Origin of the sequence: Leptolyngbya sp. KIOST-1 (genome assembly GCF_000763385.1) — a bacterium.
Classification (GTDB): Bacteria; Cyanobacteriota; Cyanobacteriia; order Phormidesmidales; family Phormidesmidaceae; genus Nodosilinea.
Map to the genome: position 1 here is coordinate 2,701,678 of NZ_JQFA01000002.1, position 16,859 is coordinate 2,718,536.

General features: G+C 61.0%; 16 protein-coding genes. 11 read left to right on the forward strand and 5 right to left on the reverse strand.

What is annotated here, in order from left to right; translation table 11 throughout:
* Positions 1-156: 156 nt before the first annotated feature.
* On the reverse strand, positions 157-1,548 hold the full coding sequence (locus NF78_RS12060) for an NAD-dependent malic enzyme (RefSeq protein WP_035986647.1): 1,392 nt from the start codon (positions 1,546-1,548) through the stop codon (positions 157-159).
* A 197-nt stretch (positions 1,549-1,745) separates the two neighbouring features.
* Here NF78_RS12060 and NF78_RS12065 point away from each other — a divergent pair, with 197 nt between their 5' ends.
* Together NF78_RS12065 and NF78_RS28210 are read left to right on the forward strand one after the other, a co-directional pair.
* Positions 1,746-2,195, forward strand: coding sequence for an SRPBCC domain-containing protein (locus NF78_RS12065; RefSeq protein WP_035986649.1), 450 nt, complete (start codon positions 1,746-1,748; stop codon positions 2,193-2,195).
* A gap of 67 nt (positions 2,196-2,262) precedes the next feature.
* Positions 2,263-2,778 carry a GNAT family N-acetyltransferase gene (locus tag NF78_RS28210; RefSeq protein WP_052050245.1) on the forward strand — a complete coding sequence of 172 codons (516 nt, stop codon included), beginning with the start codon at positions 2,263-2,265 and terminating at the stop codon, positions 2,776-2,778.
* 119 nt (positions 2,779-2,897) lie between these two features.
* Here the strand turns inward: NF78_RS28210 and NF78_RS12075 are convergent, their stop codons facing one another.
* Positions 2,898-3,350, reverse strand: coding sequence for a DUF29 domain-containing protein (locus NF78_RS12075; RefSeq protein WP_035986651.1), 453 nt, complete (start codon positions 3,348-3,350; stop codon positions 2,898-2,900).
* Positions 3,351-3,613: 263 nt separating this feature from the next.
* On the opposite strand from NF78_RS12075, the gene NF78_RS12080 reads away from it, so the two are divergent.
* Positions 3,614-4,876, forward strand: coding sequence for a DEAD/DEAH box helicase (locus NF78_RS12080; protein ID WP_035986653.1), 1,263 nt, complete (start codon positions 3,614-3,616; stop codon positions 4,874-4,876).
* A 51-nt stretch (positions 4,877-4,927) separates the two neighbouring features.
* Here NF78_RS12080 and ppk1 read toward each other — a convergent pair whose 3' ends face one another.
* Entirely contained in the window at positions 4,928-7,087 is a 2,160-nt protein-coding gene (gene ppk1, locus NF78_RS12085) for a polyphosphate kinase 1 (protein WP_035986655.1), read from the reverse strand.
* Positions 7,088-7,332: 245 nt separating this feature from the next.
* On the opposite strand from ppk1, the gene atpD reads away from it, so the two are divergent.
* Together atpD and atpC are read left to right on the forward strand one after the other, a co-directional pair.
* Positions 7,333-8,787: a F0F1 ATP synthase subunit beta gene (atpD, locus tag NF78_RS12090; protein ID WP_035986657.1), complete on the forward strand. Its 1,455-nt coding sequence runs from the start codon at positions 7,333-7,335 to the stop codon at positions 8,785-8,787.
* A gap of 70 nt (positions 8,788-8,857) precedes the next feature.
* Complete coding sequence (gene atpC / locus NF78_RS12095; RefSeq protein WP_035986659.1) at positions 8,858-9,265, forward strand: ATP synthase F1 subunit epsilon; 408 nt, start codon at positions 8,858-8,860, stop codon at positions 9,263-9,265.
* Positions 9,266-9,453: 188 nt separating this feature from the next.
* Here the strand turns inward: atpC and NF78_RS12100 are convergent, their stop codons facing one another.
* On the reverse strand, positions 9,454-9,753 hold the full coding sequence (locus NF78_RS12100) for a 30S ribosomal protein PSRP-3 (RefSeq protein ID WP_017300043.1): 300 nt from the start codon (positions 9,751-9,753) through the stop codon (positions 9,454-9,456).
* Between the two features lie 99 nt (positions 9,754-9,852).
* On the opposite strand from NF78_RS12100, the gene NF78_RS12105 reads away from it, so the two are divergent.
* From NF78_RS12105 to ald, 4 genes are all read left to right on the forward strand, one after another.
* Positions 9,853-10,668: a TIGR01548 family HAD-type hydrolase gene (locus NF78_RS12105; RefSeq protein ID WP_035986663.1), complete on the forward strand. Its 816-nt coding sequence runs from the start codon at positions 9,853-9,855 to the stop codon at positions 10,666-10,668.
* 224 nt (positions 10,669-10,892) lie between these two features.
* Entirely contained in the window at positions 10,893-12,143 is a 1,251-nt protein-coding gene (locus tag NF78_RS12110; RefSeq protein ID WP_035986666.1) for an adenylate/guanylate cyclase domain-containing protein, read from the forward strand.
* Positions 12,144-12,362: 219 nt separating this feature from the next.
* Positions 12,363-13,631 carry a hybrid sensor histidine kinase/response regulator gene (locus NF78_RS12115; protein WP_035986668.1) on the forward strand — a complete coding sequence of 423 codons (1,269 nt, stop codon included), beginning with the start codon at positions 12,363-12,365 and terminating at the stop codon, positions 13,629-13,631.
* 148 nt (positions 13,632-13,779) lie between these two features.
* Complete coding sequence (ald, locus tag NF78_RS12120; RefSeq protein ID WP_035986670.1) at positions 13,780-14,892, forward strand: alanine dehydrogenase; 1,113 nt, start codon at positions 13,780-13,782, stop codon at positions 14,890-14,892.
* Positions 14,893-15,121: 229 nt separating this feature from the next.
* Here the strand turns inward: ald and NF78_RS12125 are convergent, their stop codons facing one another.
* Positions 15,122-15,703 (reverse strand): thioredoxin family protein, encoded by a 582-nt coding sequence (locus tag NF78_RS12125; protein WP_035986672.1) that lies wholly within the window; start codon positions 15,701-15,703, stop codon positions 15,122-15,124.
* Between the two features lie 131 nt (positions 15,704-15,834).
* Here NF78_RS12125 and NF78_RS12130 point away from each other — a divergent pair, with 131 nt between their 5' ends.
* Both NF78_RS12130 and NF78_RS12135 read left to right on the forward strand, forming a co-directional pair.
* Positions 15,835-16,239 carry an NIL domain-containing protein gene (locus NF78_RS12130; RefSeq protein ID WP_035986674.1) on the forward strand — a complete coding sequence of 135 codons (405 nt, stop codon included), beginning with the start codon at positions 15,835-15,837 and terminating at the stop codon, positions 16,237-16,239.
* A 22-nt stretch (positions 16,240-16,261) separates the two neighbouring features.
* A complete protein-coding gene (locus NF78_RS12135; RefSeq protein ID WP_035986676.1) occupies positions 16,262-16,720 on the forward strand; it encodes a hypothetical protein in 459 nt (152 codons plus the stop codon).
* Positions 16,721-16,859 lie beyond the last annotated feature (139 nt).

The following is a 16,859-nucleotide window of genomic DNA, read 5'->3' on the forward strand; positions in this document are numbered from 1 at the left end:
GACTGAACAGCGGGCACTATAACGACCTCAAATTTGCCCCCCCTAATCAGGGGAGGCAATAGCGGCAAAAACGTGCTTTTTAGAGATTTTGCGCTACGATGTTTGGCTTTTTGTCGCGATCGCCCTTACGCCTGGGGCGGGTCAACCCGCAACCGCTCACTTTCTGGCCACCCCGTCCACACGGGCGGCATGCTTGACCGCCGAGGCAACGGCCGCCGCCACGCGGTCATCAAAGACCGACGGAATAATGTGTTCGCTATCGAGTTCCTGGGGGCTGACCAGGGCCGCGATCGCATAGGCGGCCTCCAGGTACATCGACGGCGTAATCTCCTGGGCCCGGCAGTCGAGCGCCCCGCGCAGCACCCCAGGGAAGGCCAGCACATTGTTGATCTGGTTGGGGTAGTCGCTGCGGCCGGTGGCCATCACCGCCACCTTGCCCGTCACCAGTTCCGGCTGGATTTCGGGGATCGGGTTGGCCATGGCAAACACAATCGGGTCGGCGGCCATCGAGACCACCATCTCGACGCTCACTACCCCCGGCGCGCTGACCCCCAAAAAGATGTCGGCCCCCACCATGGCGTCGGCCAGGGTGCCCGACTCCTCAACGGCAAATTCGAGCTTTTGGGGGTTCAAGTCGTCGCGGCTGTGGCTGAGAATACCCCTCGAATCGCACAGCACGATCGCGGTAGCCCCGGCTTTTTGCAGCAGCTTGGCGATCGCCACCCCCGCCGCCCCGGCCCCGTTGATCACCACCTTGACCTGGGTGAGGGATTTGTTCACTAGCTTGAGGGCGTTGATCAGCGCCGCCAGGGTGACAATGGCGGTGCCGTGCTGGTCGTCGTGAAACACCGGAATATCCAGCTCTTTGCGCAGCCGTGCCTCGATCTCAAAGCAGCGGGGGGCACTGATGTCCTCCAGGTTGACGCCGCCAAACACCGGAGCGAGCTGCTTCACCGCCGTAACGATCGCATCGGTATCCTGGGTGTCGAGGCAGATGGGAAACGCATCCAGCCCGGCGAACTTCTTAAACAGGAGCGCCTTGCCCTCCATCACCGGCAAAGCAGCCGCTGGCCCCAGGTTCCCCAACCCCAGTACCGCACTGCCATCGGTGACGATCGCCACGGTGTTGCCCTTGATGGTGAGATCAAAGACGCGATCGGGGTGCTCGGCAATTTCCACACACACCCGCCCCACGCCGGGGGTGTAGGCCATGGCCAGGTCGTCCTGGCTGTGCAGCTGGAGCTTGCTCTCAACGCTGATCTTGCCGCCCTCGTGGATGGCGAAGGTGCGATCGCAGATCTCCAGAATCTCAACCTCCGCCACGGTTTTGACCGCCGCAATGATGTCTTCGACGTGGTCTTCCCCAGAGGCATCGACGTGCAGCACCCGCACCATGTCGTAGCGGCTGCGGCTGATCAGCTCAAAGTCGCCCAGGTTGCCGCCCGCCTCGGCAATGGCCTGGGTCACCCGTGCCAGCATGCCGGTTTTGTTGGGCAGCTTGAGCCGTAGACTGAGACTGTAACTGGGGTTGGGGGTGAGAGTTGCCATGGAAAACCTTTGGGCGATCGCGCCAGGGAAACAGACATGCCCTGCGGAGGGCATAGTTAAAGACTAATCAACCAGTGTAAGCGACCTGGTCTCTGAATCAACGGGACTCGCCTTTCACTGGGTACCCTCAGTGTGTGTGAAGATAGCAGTAGCGTCTGTTACCTATGCACGGTTTCTGGCTAACCCCCTCAACTGCCATGCCCAGCTTTTACAGCGAAGTTACCATCAACGCGCCCCGCTTTGCCGTTTGGGATGCCCTCGTCCGCAAAGAAGAATGGCACCGCTGGAACACCTTTCTGTACGACTGCGATCCCAACCTGCCCATCCGTCCCGGCGGCGAAATTTTCCTCGCCCTGCGTCGCCTGGAGGGCGAAGACGAAACCGAGTTTCAGCCCCGGGTGCTGGTGGTGCAGCCCAACCACTGCCTGCGGTGGATTTCCATCGGCCCCGGCTTCAAGAGTGAGCACGTCTTTGAACTCGAAGACGTCGGCCCCAACCGCACCAAATATATTCACCAGGAGCGCATCTCGGGCTTCCTCTCCCGCGCCTTTTTGCCCTTCATTCGCCGCGACGAAAAGGAGGGCATTCGCCGGATGGCCCGCCAGATCAAGCGCTACGTCGAGCACCACTACCGCAGGCAGTGGTAACCCCCAGGTGCGTTGACAGGGCCAAGGAACCCGATCAGCGGGGCAGTCGGCTAGTAGAAGGAACCCTATGCAGAGTCAGCATCTCCTGTTTGAGCCGCTCACGGCGGCCCATGCCGAAGAACTCTGGCCCATTTTGGCCACCCCCGCCGTGCTCGCCTGGATCGAGCCCCAGGGCAATCTACCCACCCTGGCAGATCTGAGGGCAGAGTACGCCGCCCGGGCCAACGGCCCGGTGCCATCCTCCCTATCCCAGGAAAGGTGGTTCAACGTGGCGATCCGATTAAAACAGCCCCCATCCCCGGCCATTGGCCGCCTTGAAGCCACCGCCTACGACGGCTGGGGCGAGGTCGCCTACCTGCTAGGCGAGGCCTGGTGGGGCAAAGGCCTGGCCTTTGAGGCGATGCTCTGGTGGCACAATTACCTCGCCACCGCTGCCCCCGGCACCGAATGGTGGGCCGCGGTGCACCCCATGAACTGGCGGAGCATCCGTCTGCTGGAGCGGCTGGGGTACAGGCCCGTGGAGGAGGGCGATCGCCCCCAGTTACAGTCCTACGACCCGGGCGATCGCTGCTTTGTTCTATAGCCGTAGCCAGTCTGGTTAGGACAGGTTCCCTAAAAACGTTTGAACGTTCAAACGTTGCTCAGATTCCTAAAGGTCTTAAGCTAATTAACTATGGCTATACCTGGCGTTCCATAACACGCTCACGGCAAAAACCCTTTGGCCATAATTTGGCTAACGGCGTAGGGGCAGTCTGGAGGGAAGGCAACCTCAGGTAGACCCGTTTCTGCCGCTGCCCGTTCTACAGCATCAGCGTAGGCTTTAGGGAGCACAGTCCCCAGGTAAGGCTTGAGGCTAGGAGATGTCTCTACGCTATCCTCCAAGCGCTGGCGATGTTCAACAATACTGGCCTTCCAACTATTGCTTTGTCTATCGGGCTGAAACTGCCATTTCAGCAAGTGCAGAAGCAAGATCACCAGGTTACTTTTCAGGCTTTGCCGCTCCCGTCGCCCCATATCCTCTAGTTCTTCAATCACGTTGGCCCAGTCGATCGCTCCGTAGTCCCCACGCTTGAGCGCGTCGGCTGTGGCTTCCAGCCAGCGGAGGTAGTCGGCGGCGTAGAGGGACAGGGCTGGGGCAGGGCGAGCTGGGGTCATGGGCGATCGCCGGGAGAAACTTGATTGACAGCAGTCTAACATTTGCCCCTCAGATGCTGAGCCGGGAAACCCCAGGACTCCGGACCTGGCGACCCAGCGCTAAACTTCTCTGGTTTATCTGCTAGGATGTAGCTTCGCCAGCCATCCGGTCTGCGCTGGCCAACGGAATTTGCTTAGCAGCCATTCTTTCAATCCCATTCACTGCTCTTAGACTGGGCCCAAGCTGATTTGGGATTAGGGGCACCACTAGGAGCTACAACTTCATGACATTCGATCAACTCGGTCTGACGACCGGTTTACTTCGCGCTGTTGCCGACCAGGGCTACAGCACGCCCACGCCGATTCAGCAGCAGGCGATCCCCGCCATTCTGCAGGGGCGAGACATTCTGGCCAGCGCCCAAACGGGCACCGGCAAAACCGCCGGGTTTACCCTACCGCTGTTGCAGCGGCTGGCCGAAACCCGCAGCAACGGCAAGCGCATGCCCCGCGCCCTGGTGCTCACCCCCACCCGCGAACTAGCGGTGCAGGTGGGCGAGAGCGTCATCACCTACGGCAAGCACATGCCGTTTCGGGCGGCGATGGTCTACGGTGGCGTCAGCTTTGGGGGCCAGGTTCGCCAGCTGCGACAGGGCATCGATATTTTAATTGCCACCCCCGGTCGCCTGCTCGACCACCTCAGCCAGGGCACCGTCGATCTCAGCGCCGTGGAAATTCTGGTGCTGGATGAGTGCGATCGCATGCTGGACATGGGCTTCATCCACGACATTCGCAAAATCATGGGTCGTCTGCCCGACGAGCGCCAGACCCTGATGTTCTCTGCCACCTTCTCCAAACCCATTCAGCAGCTGGCCCACAGCCTGCTGAACGATCCGGTGCAGATCGAGGTCGCCCCCCGCAACACCGCCGCCGAGCGGGTGGAGCAGGTGGTGCACCCCGTCGATCGCCACCGCAAGCGGGAGCTGCTCTCCCACATGATTGGCTTCCACGGCTGGCAGCAGGTGCTGGTGTTTACCCGCACCAAACACGGGGCCAACCGCCTGGCCGAACAGCTGGCCAAGGACGGCCTCAAGACCGCCGCCATCCACGGCAACAAAACCCAGGCCGCCCGGGCTCGCGCCCTGAGCGACTTCAAGCAGGGCAAAGTGCGGGTGCTGGTGGCCACCGATGTGGCGTCGCGCGGCATCGACATCGACCAGCTGCCCTACGTGGTCAACTTCGAGCTGCCCAATGTGGCCGAGGACTACGTCCACCGCATCGGCCGCACCGGCCGGGCGGGCAACGAAGGCCGCGCCGTGTCGCTGATCTGCGACGACGAACTGCCCCTGCTGGTGAACATTGAGCGCCTGCTGAAGCAGCCCATCCCCCAGGATGTGGTGGCGGGCTACGAGCCCTCCTTCTCCGCCGATACCGCCCAGGTCAACGCCGCAGCGGCCCCCGGCAAGCCCCGCCGTCAGCCCTCTCGGCGACGCCGCAGTGGCGGCGGCAAGCCCAGCGCTCCGCGTCGGGCCGCTGGGTCCAGAGGCTAGGCGGGACTGGATGGTAGCCTCTGGACCTCTCCAGAGGCTACGTCCCTACCGTCACCCGCGATCGCGCCTGAGAAAGTAGGTTTTCAACACCCCGTGGGTGCCCCGCTCCGCCTCCCCATCGCGGGGGCGACGCTGGGTAAAGGTGCCGTCAGCCGCCATCTCCCAGGCCTGGCGATTGTCGTCCAGCAGGGTGTCGAGAATGGTTTGCAGCTCGCTCACCAGGGCCGGATCTTCGATCGGCACCACCGCCTCAACCCGGCGATCGAGGTTGCGGGTCATCCAGTCGGCGCTGCCGATGTAGTACTCGGGCTGGCCATTGTTGTGGAAGCAAAAGATGCGCGAGTGCTCTAAGAACGCACCGATGACGCTAATCACCCGAATGTTGTCGCTGACGCCGGGCAGCCCAGGCCGCAGGCAGCAGATGCCGCGCACAATTAGATCCACCTCCACACCCGCCTGGGAGGCCTGGTAGAGCAGTTTGATCATGGCGTAGTCGACCAGAGAGTTCATCTTGGCAACAATTTTGCCCTGACCACCGCCCTGGGCGTGGTCAATCTCGCGGTGGATCAGGGCCTCCATGCGATCGCGCAGGGTCAGCGGAGCCACCAGCAGTTTGCGGTAGGCTTTTTGCCGCGAGTAGCCGGTCAAGAAGTTGAACAGGTCGCTCAGGTCAGCCCCCAACTCCTCCCGACAGCTAAACAGCCCCAGATCGGTGTAAAGCTTGGAGGTTTTGGGGTTGTAGTTGCCGGTGCCAATGTGCACGTAGCGGCGAATCTCGTTGCCCTCCTCGCGCACCACCAGGATGGTTTTGGTGTGGGTTTTGAGCCCGACAATGCCGTAGACCACGTGCACCCCAGCATCTTCCAGCTTTTTGGCCCACTCGATGTTGTTGGCCTCGTCAAAGCGGGCCTTGAGTTCCACCAGGGCCACCACCTGCTTGCGGTTGGCCGCCGCCGCAATCAACGCCTTGACGATGGGGGAGTCGCCGGAGGTGCGGTAAAGCGTAATTTTGATCGCCAGCACCTTGGGGTCGTTGGCCGCCTGGGTGACAAACTCCTGCACCGAGGCCGCAAAGGACTCGTAGGGATGGTGCACTAGAATGTCGCCCTCCCGCAGGGTGGCGAAGATGTTGGGAGGATGCTCGGAGTAGCTGCTGTTGCCGTCCTCGTCGAGGTCTACGATCGGCTTTAGCTTGGGCGGCACCAGCGCCACCCAGGGTTTGTCCTTTAGTTCCGGCAGGGGCAGCGACAGAAAAAAGAACAGGTCCTTCAGGTTCAGCAGTCCGTCTATTTCGTAGACGCGATCGCCACTGACCCTGAGCTCGCGCATCAGCCCTTCCTTAACCTCGTCGGGCATGGTGCTCTCTAGCTCCAACCGACAGATAAAGCCCTCCAGCCGTCGCTTGTTGATCTCCTTTTCTATTGCGATTAAGAGATCGTCGGCCTCGTCTTCTAACACCGGAAAGTCAGCATCGCGGGTGATGCGAAACAGGTGGTGGCCCACAATCGTCATGCCTGGAAACAGGTAGCTCAGGTTTTCGGCAATCACCTGCTCCAGGGGCACCCCAATCCAGACGCAGGGGTCACCCTTATAGGTGCACAGGGGCTCGGGCATGCCCACAAACCGGGGCAGGCTGCTGGGTACCTTAACCCGCGCAAACCGCTCAATCCCGGTTTCGGGGTCAACCACGTTCACCGCCAGGTTCAGGCTCAGGTTCGACATCCGGGGAAACGGGTGCGACGGGTCAACGCTGAGCGGGGTCAGCACCGGAAAAATGCGCTTCTCAAAGTAGTCGCGCAGGTAGAAAGTCTGCTCTTTGGTCAGGTCGCGGTAGTTTTCCAGGTACACGCCGTGCTCGGTCAGCGCCGGCCGCAGATGCTGCTCAAAGGTCTGGTGCTGCAGTTGCACTTTGTCCACCAGGTGCGATCGCATGATCTCCAGCTGCTTGGTGGGCGAGGTCTTGTCCGGCGTCTCCGGGTGCACCCCGGCGTCGGCCTGCTCCATCACCCCGGAGATCCGCACCATAAAGAACTCATCCAGGTTAGAGCTGTAAATCGCCAAAAACTTTAGCCGCTCCAGCAGCGGGGTACGCAGATCCAGCGCCTCCTGCAGCACCCGCTCGTTAAACCCCAGCCAGCTCACCTCGCGGTTGATGTAGTAGCGAGCATCGCTGAGATCTATATCCTGGGTGGTCAGCTTAGCTTTAGTCATGGCGGTGTTGATGTTGTGATTCAGGGCATTCTACGGCTCCAACCTGATGGTTTGGTTAAGGGGCAGAGCCGCCTGAGTTGCCCAGGAAACAGGCCAGGCCGGTAAATTCTCAGGGGAGTAGATAAATCAGCGCAATCGTCGTAGGCTGTCACGCTCTAGTGATACTCTGAATGATGGCGCTTTAAAACGTAACAGTAATCAATAAAGCGCCTGAAACAGCTGATCATACGAGATAGGCGCAAGGCATGGTCACCACAGCAGAAAAAACAAACGTTGGTTACGTCACGCAAGTCATTGGTCCGGTCGTAGACATCAAGTTTCCGGCGGGCGAGATGCCCAAAATCTACAACGCCCTCAAAATTCAGGGCACCAACCCCGCTGGCGAAGACGTTTCCGTCACCTGCGAAGTACAGCAGCTTCTCGGCGACTCCCAGGTGCGGGCCGTATCCATGAGCTCCACCGACGGTCTGGTGCGAGGAATGAAAGCCGAAGACACCGGCTCCCCCATCAGCGTGCCCGTCGGTGCGCCCACCCTGGGACGCATCTTCAACGTGCTGGGTGAACCGGTCGACGAAAAAGGCCCTGTCAACGTTGACACCACCTCCCCCATCCACCGGTCAGCGCCCAAGTTCACCGAGCTGGAAACCCAGCCCACGGTGTTTGAAACCGGCATCAAAGTGATCGACCTGCTGGCCCCCTACCGTCGCGGCGGCAAAGTCGGCCTGTTTGGCGGGGCTGGCGTCGGCAAAACCGTACTGATTCAGGAACTGATCAACAACATCGCCAAAGAGCACGGCGGTGTATCCGTGTTTGGCGGCGTGGGTGAGCGCACCCGCGAGGGCAACGACCTCTACAACGAATTTATCGAATCGGGCGTGATCAACGCCGACGACCTCAGCAAGTCGAAGGTAGCCCTGGTCTACGGTCAGATGAACGAACCCCCCGGGGCCCGTATGCGGGTCGCCCTTTCGGCGCTGACCATGGCCGAATACTTCCGCGATGTCAACAAGCAGGACGTGCTGCTATTCATCGACAACATCTTCCGGTTTGTGCAGGCGGGTTCCGAGGTGTCGGCGCTGCTGGGCCGCATGCCCTCCGCTGTGGGCTACCAGCCCACCCTGGGTACCGACATGGGTGACCTGCAGGAGCGCATCACCTCCACCCTCGAGGGCTCAATCACCTCCATTCAGGCGGTGTACGTGCCGGCGGACGACCTCACCGACCCCGCTCCGGCCACCACCTTTGCCCACCTCGACGCCACCACCGTTCTGTCTCGGGCCCTGGCCTCCAAGGGCATCTACCCGGCTGTAGACCCCCTGGACTCGGCTTCCACCATGCTCCAGCCCAGCGTAGTGGGCGAAGAGCACTACAAGACGGCCCGCGCGGTGCAGTCTACCCTCCAGCGCTACAAAGAGCTGCAGGACATCATCGCCATTCTGGGTCTGGACGAACTGTCTGAGGACGACCGACTGGTGGTTGCCCGCGCCCGCAAAATCGAGCGTTTCCTCTCCCAGCCCTTCTTTGTGGCTGAGGTCTTCACCGGTGCCCCCGGCAAGTACGTATCTCTAGAAGACAACATCCGCGCCTTCAACCAGATTCTCTCTGGCGAGCTAGATGACATCCCTGAGCAGTGCTTCTACCTCAAGGGCGGCATTGAAGAAGTCCTGGAAGCCGCTGAAAAGCTCAAGGCTGAGAAGTAGTTTGGCCCGTTGGGGGGAGGCGAGCTGTCTCCCCCCAACCCCGTGTAATCGTTCCTATTTCATCCTTGCTATGGCATTAACCGTTCGTGTAATTGCCCCAGACAAAACCGTCTGGGACTCCGAGGCAGAAGAGGTGATTCTGCCCAGCACCACTGGTCAGTTGGGCATTTTGGCTGGCCACGCTCCGCTTCTGACCGCCCTCGATGTGGGCGTGATGCGGGTTAGATCCGACAAAGAGTGGGTGCCCATTGCCCTGATGGGCGGCTTTGCCGAAGTGGACAGCAACGAAGTGATCATTCTGGTCAACGGCGCTGAGCGCGGCGACGCCATCGATGCGGCCAAGGCCCAGACGGCCTACCAGGAAGCCGAAACTCGTCTGAGCCAGGTTGACCCTGAGGACAAGCAGGCCACCATTCAGGCCCGCCAGGGTTTGAAGCGGGCGCGGGCTCGCCTCCAGGCGGCCGGCGGGCTGAAGTAGCTCGTCCCTGACCAGGTTCAGACGGAATCTGCTTGGGGTTGATTCTGCCTATCTAAAAAGCCCACAGCTCTAGTCAGAACCAGGGCTGCGGGCTTTTTACTGGGGCCAGTGCCCCCCTTGGGGCATTGCGTAGGGAGCATGGATGGAACCTCGACTGCGGGGGTATCCCCTGCGGCCTGGGCCAGCTATCACGAACTACCGGTAAAGGTAATCTCGGGGAAGCGATCTTGAGCTTCGGTGAGGGGCTTACCCTTACCTTCTTCCTGCCAATAGTTGATGATTTCGGTAGCCTGGTTGAGAATTTCAACCCGCTCCTCCTCTTCAATCCAGGGCTTTCCCTCTAGCTCGGTTTTCATTTGTTCCCAGGCATCGTTGCGGGGCCAGAAGAAATAAGAGGTGAGCGGGCTGGTGCCCTTACCTACCACCTGATCAACCGCCAGCGCAACGTCATTTTCTAGCCAGAGTACTTTTAGGACAAATCTGGACAAGTAGACCTCCGCTGCAATTCAAAAAAATACTACAGTCTATAATCCTATCACCTCATTTCCTTCAGCTCTACCCCCAGCTCTACCCCAAGTGTGCAGTCTATGACTTTTTTGGCGGCCCCCCTCGCGATCGCGGTGTTTGATATCGACGGCGTACTGCGGGATGTGGGCAACTCCTATCGCCGGGCCCTGGCCGATACAGTGGAGGCGTTTACCCAGGGCCAGTACCGCCCCTCCAGTGAGGACATTGACCGTCTGAAGGGGGAGGGGATTTGGAATAACGACTGGGAAGGGTCCCAGGAGCTGGTCTACCGCTACTTCGAAGCCCAGGGGCAGCGGCGGGAGGCGGTAGCCCTCAGCTACGAGGCGATCGTGGATTTTTTCCAACGTCGCTATCGCGGCCCAAACCCTGAGGACCCCGACCAGTGGACGGGCTACATTACCCAGGAACCACTGCTGGTTGAAAAAGCCTACTTTGAATCCCTGACGCGCGATCGCGTGGCCTGGGGGTTCTTTAGCGGCGCGACCCGAGGCTCGGCCAACTTTGTGCTGGAGCGCCGCCTGGGGCTACACGACCCGGTGCTGGTGGCGATGGAAGATGCCCCCGGCAAACCCGACCCCACTGGCCTGGTCGCCGTGGTCAACCGCTTGGTTCAGCAAGCTTCGCTGCCCACCGACCTGCCCATTGTCTACGCGGGTGACACCGTTGCCGATATGCAGACGGTGGTGCAGGCTAAAACCCTGGATGCCCCAGGCCGGTGGCTGGGGATTGGGGTGCTACCTCCCCACGTTGTCGCCGCAGAGGAGCCCTACCGACAGGCCTATCGCGATGGGCTGCAAAGGGCTGGGGCCGACGCCGTGGTCAGCCGAGTGACGGACTTGACCGCCGACTTTATCCAGGCGCTAACCCAGGCCTGATGCCAAACCCAGGCTATTCCAGGCCGGAAAGGCCCAACGGTCGTTTGCCGCCTGGCTCTACGGGGCTGACAGCTCCTGGGTCTCAGGGGAGAGCACAAGCGGCCATGGTTTAATACAAGAAATGGTCAGGCGCTTGCTTGCAGCACCGCTACCCTTCACCGCTACCCCTCACCGCTCACTGTCAGGGACATCGCCGCTGAACTGCCCATCACCTGTCCCCGGAGATGACGTTTCAAAGCCCGCCCGGCACAACCGCTCTCAATCGATCGTCCCGCCGCGTCACCCTTCAAGCTGCCCTCAATCAGGTGGTATCCCAGGAGGCCCACCGCAACGAGCTCCAGCTATCCTATGTGCGGGCGGGAGTGTTATTTATCTCCCTGCTGCTGGATATAGCGGTGTTTTTGTTTCCGCAGGCGCTGCTGGGCAAAGACCATGTGCCCCCTACGGTTGTCATTATCAGCACCTGCGCCAATCTGTTTGCCCTGGGGCTGGTGGTTATTCTGCGGCAAGGCCTCTCCATGGAAGCGCTGCAGCGCTGGCAGGTGATTATTCCCATCTTTGACAATCTGTTGCTGTGGGCGTTTATCACCAACATCTGGCGCGTGCTGGGGGAAACCCAGCCGCTGATCTTGACCAATGTGGTCGCCTTTTGCAGTTTGGTGGCCATCTCCGGGGGGCTGCGCCTGAGCCGTCGGGCCGCCCTACTCACGTCGCTGCTGGCCCTGGTCAACTTTGCCTATGGAGCCGTGCTGTTTCAGCTCAACCCAGCCCTGGCGCTGTTTGCCGGGATTACCGTTTTGGGCACCGGCTTTTTGGGTATGCGGATGGCGGTGATCGTGCGCCGCCACGTCAAGAATGAATCGGGCCGGGTTCTGATGGCCCAGTTTTTGCCCAAAACTGTGGTTGAAGCTGCCTTTGAGTCGCCCCTGGACCTGCTGCAACAGCCGCAGAAGTGCCAGGTGACCATTGTGGTGACCGACCTGCGGCAGTTCACGCACTTTGCCGAGTCCCTGGAGCCCCAGGCTGCGCTCGATTTTCTCGATCGCTACCAGGGGGTGCTGGCCACGATTGTGGAACGCCAAGGGGGCTGGGTTGATAAATTTATGGGCGACGGCATGCTGGCGGTGTTTGGAGCCCCCGACCCGCTTGAGAACCACGCCTGCAGCGCCCTGACAGCGGCCACGGCAATGGTGCGGGAGGTCCAGCAGATCTCACCCCTGGCGATGGGAATAGGGGTCCATTCGGGGCCGGTGGTGGCCGGCTGCCTGGGCACGGTTGGCCGGCTGGAGTTTACGGTGATTGGCGACACGGTGAATGTGGCCGCCCGGCTGGAAGCCCTGACCAAAACCCTGGGCCACGGGCTGCTGGTCAGCGAAACCACCCAGCGGCAGGCCGGGGCGTTTCCGCTGCGATCGGTGGGTCGTCACAGCCTGCGCGGTAGAGCCCAAACCCTGGAGCTGTTTACCCTCAGCTAGGTTCATAGAACCGGGCACCTCTGACCATAGAGAGGAATGTATCCTTCGATAGAGGTTGAGGCCCAGGGACTATGGCATTTCTAAGGTTAGGTTCTCGCCTTTTGGCTACGGAATACCGCTGGGATCATCAAGTCTCCGGTAGCTGTGGAGTTTCGGTATCGTAAGTTATCGATACCATAGGTATAGAGAGCACCGCACCGCATGGTTTTGAACTGAATAATGTCTCCGGATCCTTCCAATGAACTCTATGCAATTCTGGCCGTAGACGATTCTCCGGACAATTTGTTTTTGATCGAGTCTATTTTGGATGACCCTGAGTACCACATTACCTGCGTGGAGAGTGGCCATGCAGCCCTGGAGGTGGTGGCAGACATCCCGCCCGATCTGATTTTGCTCGATGTGATGATGCCAGGGCTTGATGGCTATGCGGTTACCCAGCGCATTCGCGACAATCCCAACCTGCCCTATATTCCCATCCTGCTGATTACGGCCCACGACCAATCGAGTCTGGTGCAGGGGCTGGATGCGGGGGCTGACGACTTTATTCGCAAACCCGTGGATGTCAACGAACTGCGGGCAAGGGTGCGATCGCTGCTTCGGCTCAAGCGCAGCATTGACGCCCAGTCCGCCATGCTTCGCCAGCGCGACGACTTTGTCGCCCGCCTCACCCACGACCTGCGCACCCCCCTGGTGGCGGCCAACCGCATGCTCAAGCTGTGCCAGAACGATGCCTTTGGCCCCATGCCCGACGACGGCAAGCATGCCCTCGCCACCATCGTGGACAGCAACCGCCACCTGCTCAGTATGGTGAATACCCTGCTTGAGGTGTACCGCCACGAGGCGGGGCATAAGGCCCTGACTCTGTCGCCGGTCGACCTGTTTAAGCTGACCGAAACCGTGGTCATGGAGCTGGCCCCGATGGCGGCGGAGAAAGACCTCGCCTGTCTACTGTGCCGCTCCGACCGAGTTGATCGCCTGGGGCCTGCCCCTGGCGATCGCGACCTGCCTTCCGGCCCTCAGGCCAACTACTCTTCCCCCACGACTGTGGCAGAGACTGTCGCAGAAACCATTGACAGGGAACCTATGACGGTGGAGAGCGAAGTATTCACCGTGCTGGGAGACCACCTGGAACTGCGGCGGGTGATTACCAACCTGATTGGCAACGCCATCAAATTTACCGACTCCGGCAGCGTGACCACCACTCTGGGCACCACCTCCCATCTGCCCGCTGGCGTCGATATACCCGGTGTCAGTGGCTCTGCCTGGGTATGGGTCAGCGTCGCCGATACCGGCATTGGCGTTCCCGAGGCCGAGCAGCAGGCGGTGTTTGAGTGGTTCCGCCAGGGCAACCAGGCCCGCTCTGGCCACGGCCTGGGGCTGCACCTGTCGCAGCGCATCGCCAGAATGCACGGCGGCACCATTACCCTGACCTCCCAGGTGGGCGAGGGCAGTTGTTTCACGCTCTATCTGCCTCAGCCCGTCGGTTGAGCAGGCTGGGTTAATTTAGCCTTAGTTGGCTATGGGAATCGAGGGTTGGGCTGAGCCAGTTTTGAGCCGCAACCCTCAGCACTGATACCGTCTGACTGCTTCGGGTTTAGTAGGATGGAACTACTCCATTCTCTATTCAGGCACCCCTATGCGCATCGGGCTACCCAAGGAAATCAAGGACCAGGAGTTTCGCGTTGGCCTTACCCCGGCGGCAGTGCAGAGCCTTTGCCAGCAGGGACACCAGGTGTTCGTGCAGACGGGGGCCGGAGCGGGGTCCGGCTTTGGCGATGACGACTACCAAAAAGCGGGGGCCAGCCTGGTCACCGAGGCCGCCAAGGCCTGGGCCCAGGAGATGGTAGTCAAGGTTAAGGAACCCCAGCCCTCGGAGTATGGGTACTTTCGCTCCGATCTGATTTTGTTTACCTACCTGCACCTGGCGGCGGAGCGATCGCTGACCGAGGCGCTGATCCAGAGCGGCATCGAGGCGATCGCCTACGAAACGGTGGTCGCCCCCGACGGTCGCCTGCCCCTGCTCACCCCCATGAGCATCATCGCCGGGCGGCTGTCGGTGCAGTTTGGGGCCCGCTACCTGGAGCGCCAGCAGGGGGGACGCGGGGTGCTGCTGGGGGGTATGCCCGGCGTTTCTCCAGGCACCGTGGTGATTTTGGGCGGCGGCGTGGTCGGCACCGAAGCCGCCAAGATGGCCGTTGGCCTGGGGGCCAGGGTGCAGATTATCGACCTCAATGTCGAGCGGCTGGCCTACCTGGAAACCCTATTTGGTTCTCGGGTGGAGCTGCTCTACAGCAGCTCAGCCCAGATTGCCACCAGTGTCCCCCAGGCCGATCTGCTGATTGGGGCGGTGCTGGTGCCCGGCCGTAAGGCTCCCACCCTGGTAGCTAAGGATCTGGTCGCCCAAATGCGCCCTGGTTCGGTAATTATTGATGTCGCGGTGGACCAGGGCGGCTGTATCGAAACCCTGCGCCCCACCTCCCACAGCCAGCCCACCTATGTGGAGCAGGGGGTCGTGCATTTTGGCGTGCCCAACATGCCCGGCGCGGTACCCTGGACCGCCACCCAGGCGCTCAACAACGCCACCCTGCCCTACGTGCTCAAGCTGGCCAACCAGGGGATGGAGGCCCTGGCGAGCGATTGCGGTTTGCAGGGCGGGCTCAACGTGTCTGCCGGTAAACTCGTCCACCCGGCGGTGCGCGATGTTTTTCCCGATCTGGCCAGCCAGTCGGCAGCGATGGCGGCGATCTAGCGCTGGTTGGTTGCGGTTAAGGTCTCTCGGGGGGGGTAGGTGTTAGGTGTCAGGTGTCAGGTCTAGGGGGTCAGGTTACAGCTGGTGGTAAGCCAAAAAATGACGGGATCTACGGGTCAGGGTATACGGTTCACGGTTCACGGTATAAGGCCAGGCCTGTACCTGAAACCCAACACCTGAAACCCTACTGCCCCATCATCTTTAGCCTGACAAACCACAAACTGCCGACTCAGTTCACCACGGCGCTGCCGTGGGCGCGGGGGTCGTCGTTGACGGCCCGCTGGCGCGATAGCACATCCCCTTCGATCGCCGACAGGCGGCCAAAGTTTTGCTGATGGGGCAGGGGGGCCTGGGCAATCAGCGCATCGAGGTTTTCGCTGAGAATCTGGCGCGGCTGCTCGCCAATGGCCACCGCGATCGGGCTGCCGTCGGCGCCTGAGTAGACAAAGTGGGGAATGCCCTCCACCCGGTAGGCCAGCATTTCGGGCAGCCACTTGTTGTTGTCAATGTTGAGCATGACAAAGTTGACGCGATCGCCGTAGGTCTCCCGCAGGTCAGCCATATCGGCGGCCATCGCCTGGCAGGTGGTGCACCAGTTGGCGTAAAACTCCAGCAGGGTTGGCTTACCGTTGGTTTGGGCCTCTTCGTAAGGCACGGCACTGGCCGCCAGATCACCGAGAGAAGGCATCGCCGACTGGGTGCGAATGCCCAAAAACAGGGCCACCGCCAGCACAACAGCGGCCACCGCCACCACCAGGTTGCGGGCACGACTGGGGGGAGTATCTTGGGTTAGGGGCAGGTTTTCTGGCATGGGAGGAGGGGTTTGCTTGGCTAGACTAGGGCAGTGGAACCGCTTGGGTCGCTCAATGTCTCGGTTGGGCCAGTTAGGATAAAAGCAGCCCACTGGTTTTAGTGTAAAAGAATTGGGGTGTGGAGTCGGCGATGAAAAAACGGGTCAAGCTGATTTTCCCCAAGCGGTCGGTGCACATGCCGATTACCTACAGGCTGGCCAAAGACTTTGACATTGCCGCCAATATCATTCGCGCCCAGGTGGCCCCCAACCAGGTGGGTACGCTGGTGGTTGAGCTGTCCGGCGATATCGATCGGCTCAACGACGCTGTCGACTGGCTCGAAATCCAGGGCATTGAGGTCTCTGGGGCCAGTGGCGAAATTGTTGTAGACGAGGACCTCTGCGTCCACTGCGGGCTGTGTACAGGGGTCTGCCCCACCCGCGCCCTCTCCCTCGATGGGGAAACCTACCGGCTGACGTTTGCGCGATCGCGCTGTATTGTCTGCGAGCAGTGCGTACCCACCTGTCCCGTACAGGCCATTTCCACCAACCTGTAGCTGCGGCTGAGGCGCGATCGCCATGGAACAAGACCGCTCACTGCGCACCCTGATTAAGGTTCACTGGCTCTCCTGGACCCTCATGGTGGTAGCCCACGCCACCTACGGCGGGTTCTTGCACGACCGCGCGGCGGGGCCAGCGGCCTGGGCGGTTAGCGTGGTGCTCGCGATCGCGGGGGCGGCCGCCATCACCCTCTGTTGGCCCCTGCTGCGTCGGGTCATTTTGCTGGGCTTTCAGTCCGATATGGGCTATTTCATCATGGCCCTGAGCGTGGCTTCTCTAGCGGTGGTGGCCGTGACGCAGTTCCACCTGTTCGCCTACTTCACAATGCTGGTGGCCGTGTCTCTGCTGGCCCGCGTCGACAATCTCATCCTCGGCATCAGCGACACCAGGGCCTTTTTCTGGCTAGCGTCCCTGGCGCTGCTGGGGCTCGCCTTCAGCTGGATACCAACGCTGTTGAGAGGCTCTATCGCAGGGTGATGCATCGACTGCGCGGCTGCGATTGGCTCCGCACTATTGCCCTCCTCTAGAATCGCAATGGTGTGGGTCGTAGTCCTGCCCCGTCCCTGTGTAGGATGGTTAACAGGTCTTGTCGCTGTATACAATGTCGGGCCTGGTG

Bases quoted from the DNA above. Each gene is read 5' to 3' on its own strand.
- NF78_RS12060 (WP_035986647.1), bottom strand. From the start codon at position 1,548: ATGGCAACTCTCACCCCCAACCCCAGTTACAGTCTCAGTCTACGGCTC.
- NF78_RS12065 (WP_035986649.1), top strand. From the start codon at position 1,746: ATGCCCAGCTTTTACAGCGAAGTTACCATCAACGCGCCCCGCTTTGCC.
- NF78_RS28210 (WP_052050245.1), top strand. From the start codon at position 2,263: ATGCAGAGTCAGCATCTCCTGTTTGAGCCGCTCACGGCGGCCCATGCC.
- NF78_RS12075 (WP_035986651.1), bottom strand. From the start codon at position 3,350: ATGACCCCAGCTCGCCCTGCCCCAGCCCTGTCCCTCTACGCCGCCGAC.
- NF78_RS12080 (WP_035986653.1), top strand. From the start codon at position 3,614: ATGACATTCGATCAACTCGGTCTGACGACCGGTTTACTTCGCGCTGTT.
- ppk1 (WP_035986655.1), bottom strand. From the start codon at position 7,087: ATGACTAAAGCTAAGCTGACCACCCAGGATATAGATCTCAGCGATGCT.
- atpD (WP_035986657.1), top strand. From the start codon at position 7,333: ATGGTCACCACAGCAGAAAAAACAAACGTTGGTTACGTCACGCAAGTC.
- atpC (WP_035986659.1), top strand. From the start codon at position 8,858: ATGGCATTAACCGTTCGTGTAATTGCCCCAGACAAAACCGTCTGGGAC.
- NF78_RS12105 (WP_035986663.1), top strand. From the start codon at position 9,853: ATGACTTTTTTGGCGGCCCCCCTCGCGATCGCGGTGTTTGATATCGAC.
- NF78_RS12110 (WP_035986666.1), top strand. From the start codon at position 10,893: ATGACGTTTCAAAGCCCGCCCGGCACAACCGCTCTCAATCGATCGTCC.
- NF78_RS12115 (WP_035986668.1), top strand. From the start codon at position 12,363: ATGTCTCCGGATCCTTCCAATGAACTCTATGCAATTCTGGCCGTAGAC.
- ald (WP_035986670.1), top strand. From the start codon at position 13,780: ATGCGCATCGGGCTACCCAAGGAAATCAAGGACCAGGAGTTTCGCGTT.
- NF78_RS12125 (WP_035986672.1), bottom strand. From the start codon at position 15,703: ATGCCAGAAAACCTGCCCCTAACCCAAGATACTCCCCCCAGTCGTGCC.
- NF78_RS12130 (WP_035986674.1), top strand. From the start codon at position 15,835: ATGAAAAAACGGGTCAAGCTGATTTTCCCCAAGCGGTCGGTGCACATG.
- NF78_RS12135 (WP_035986676.1), top strand. From the start codon at position 16,262: ATGGAACAAGACCGCTCACTGCGCACCCTGATTAAGGTTCACTGGCTC.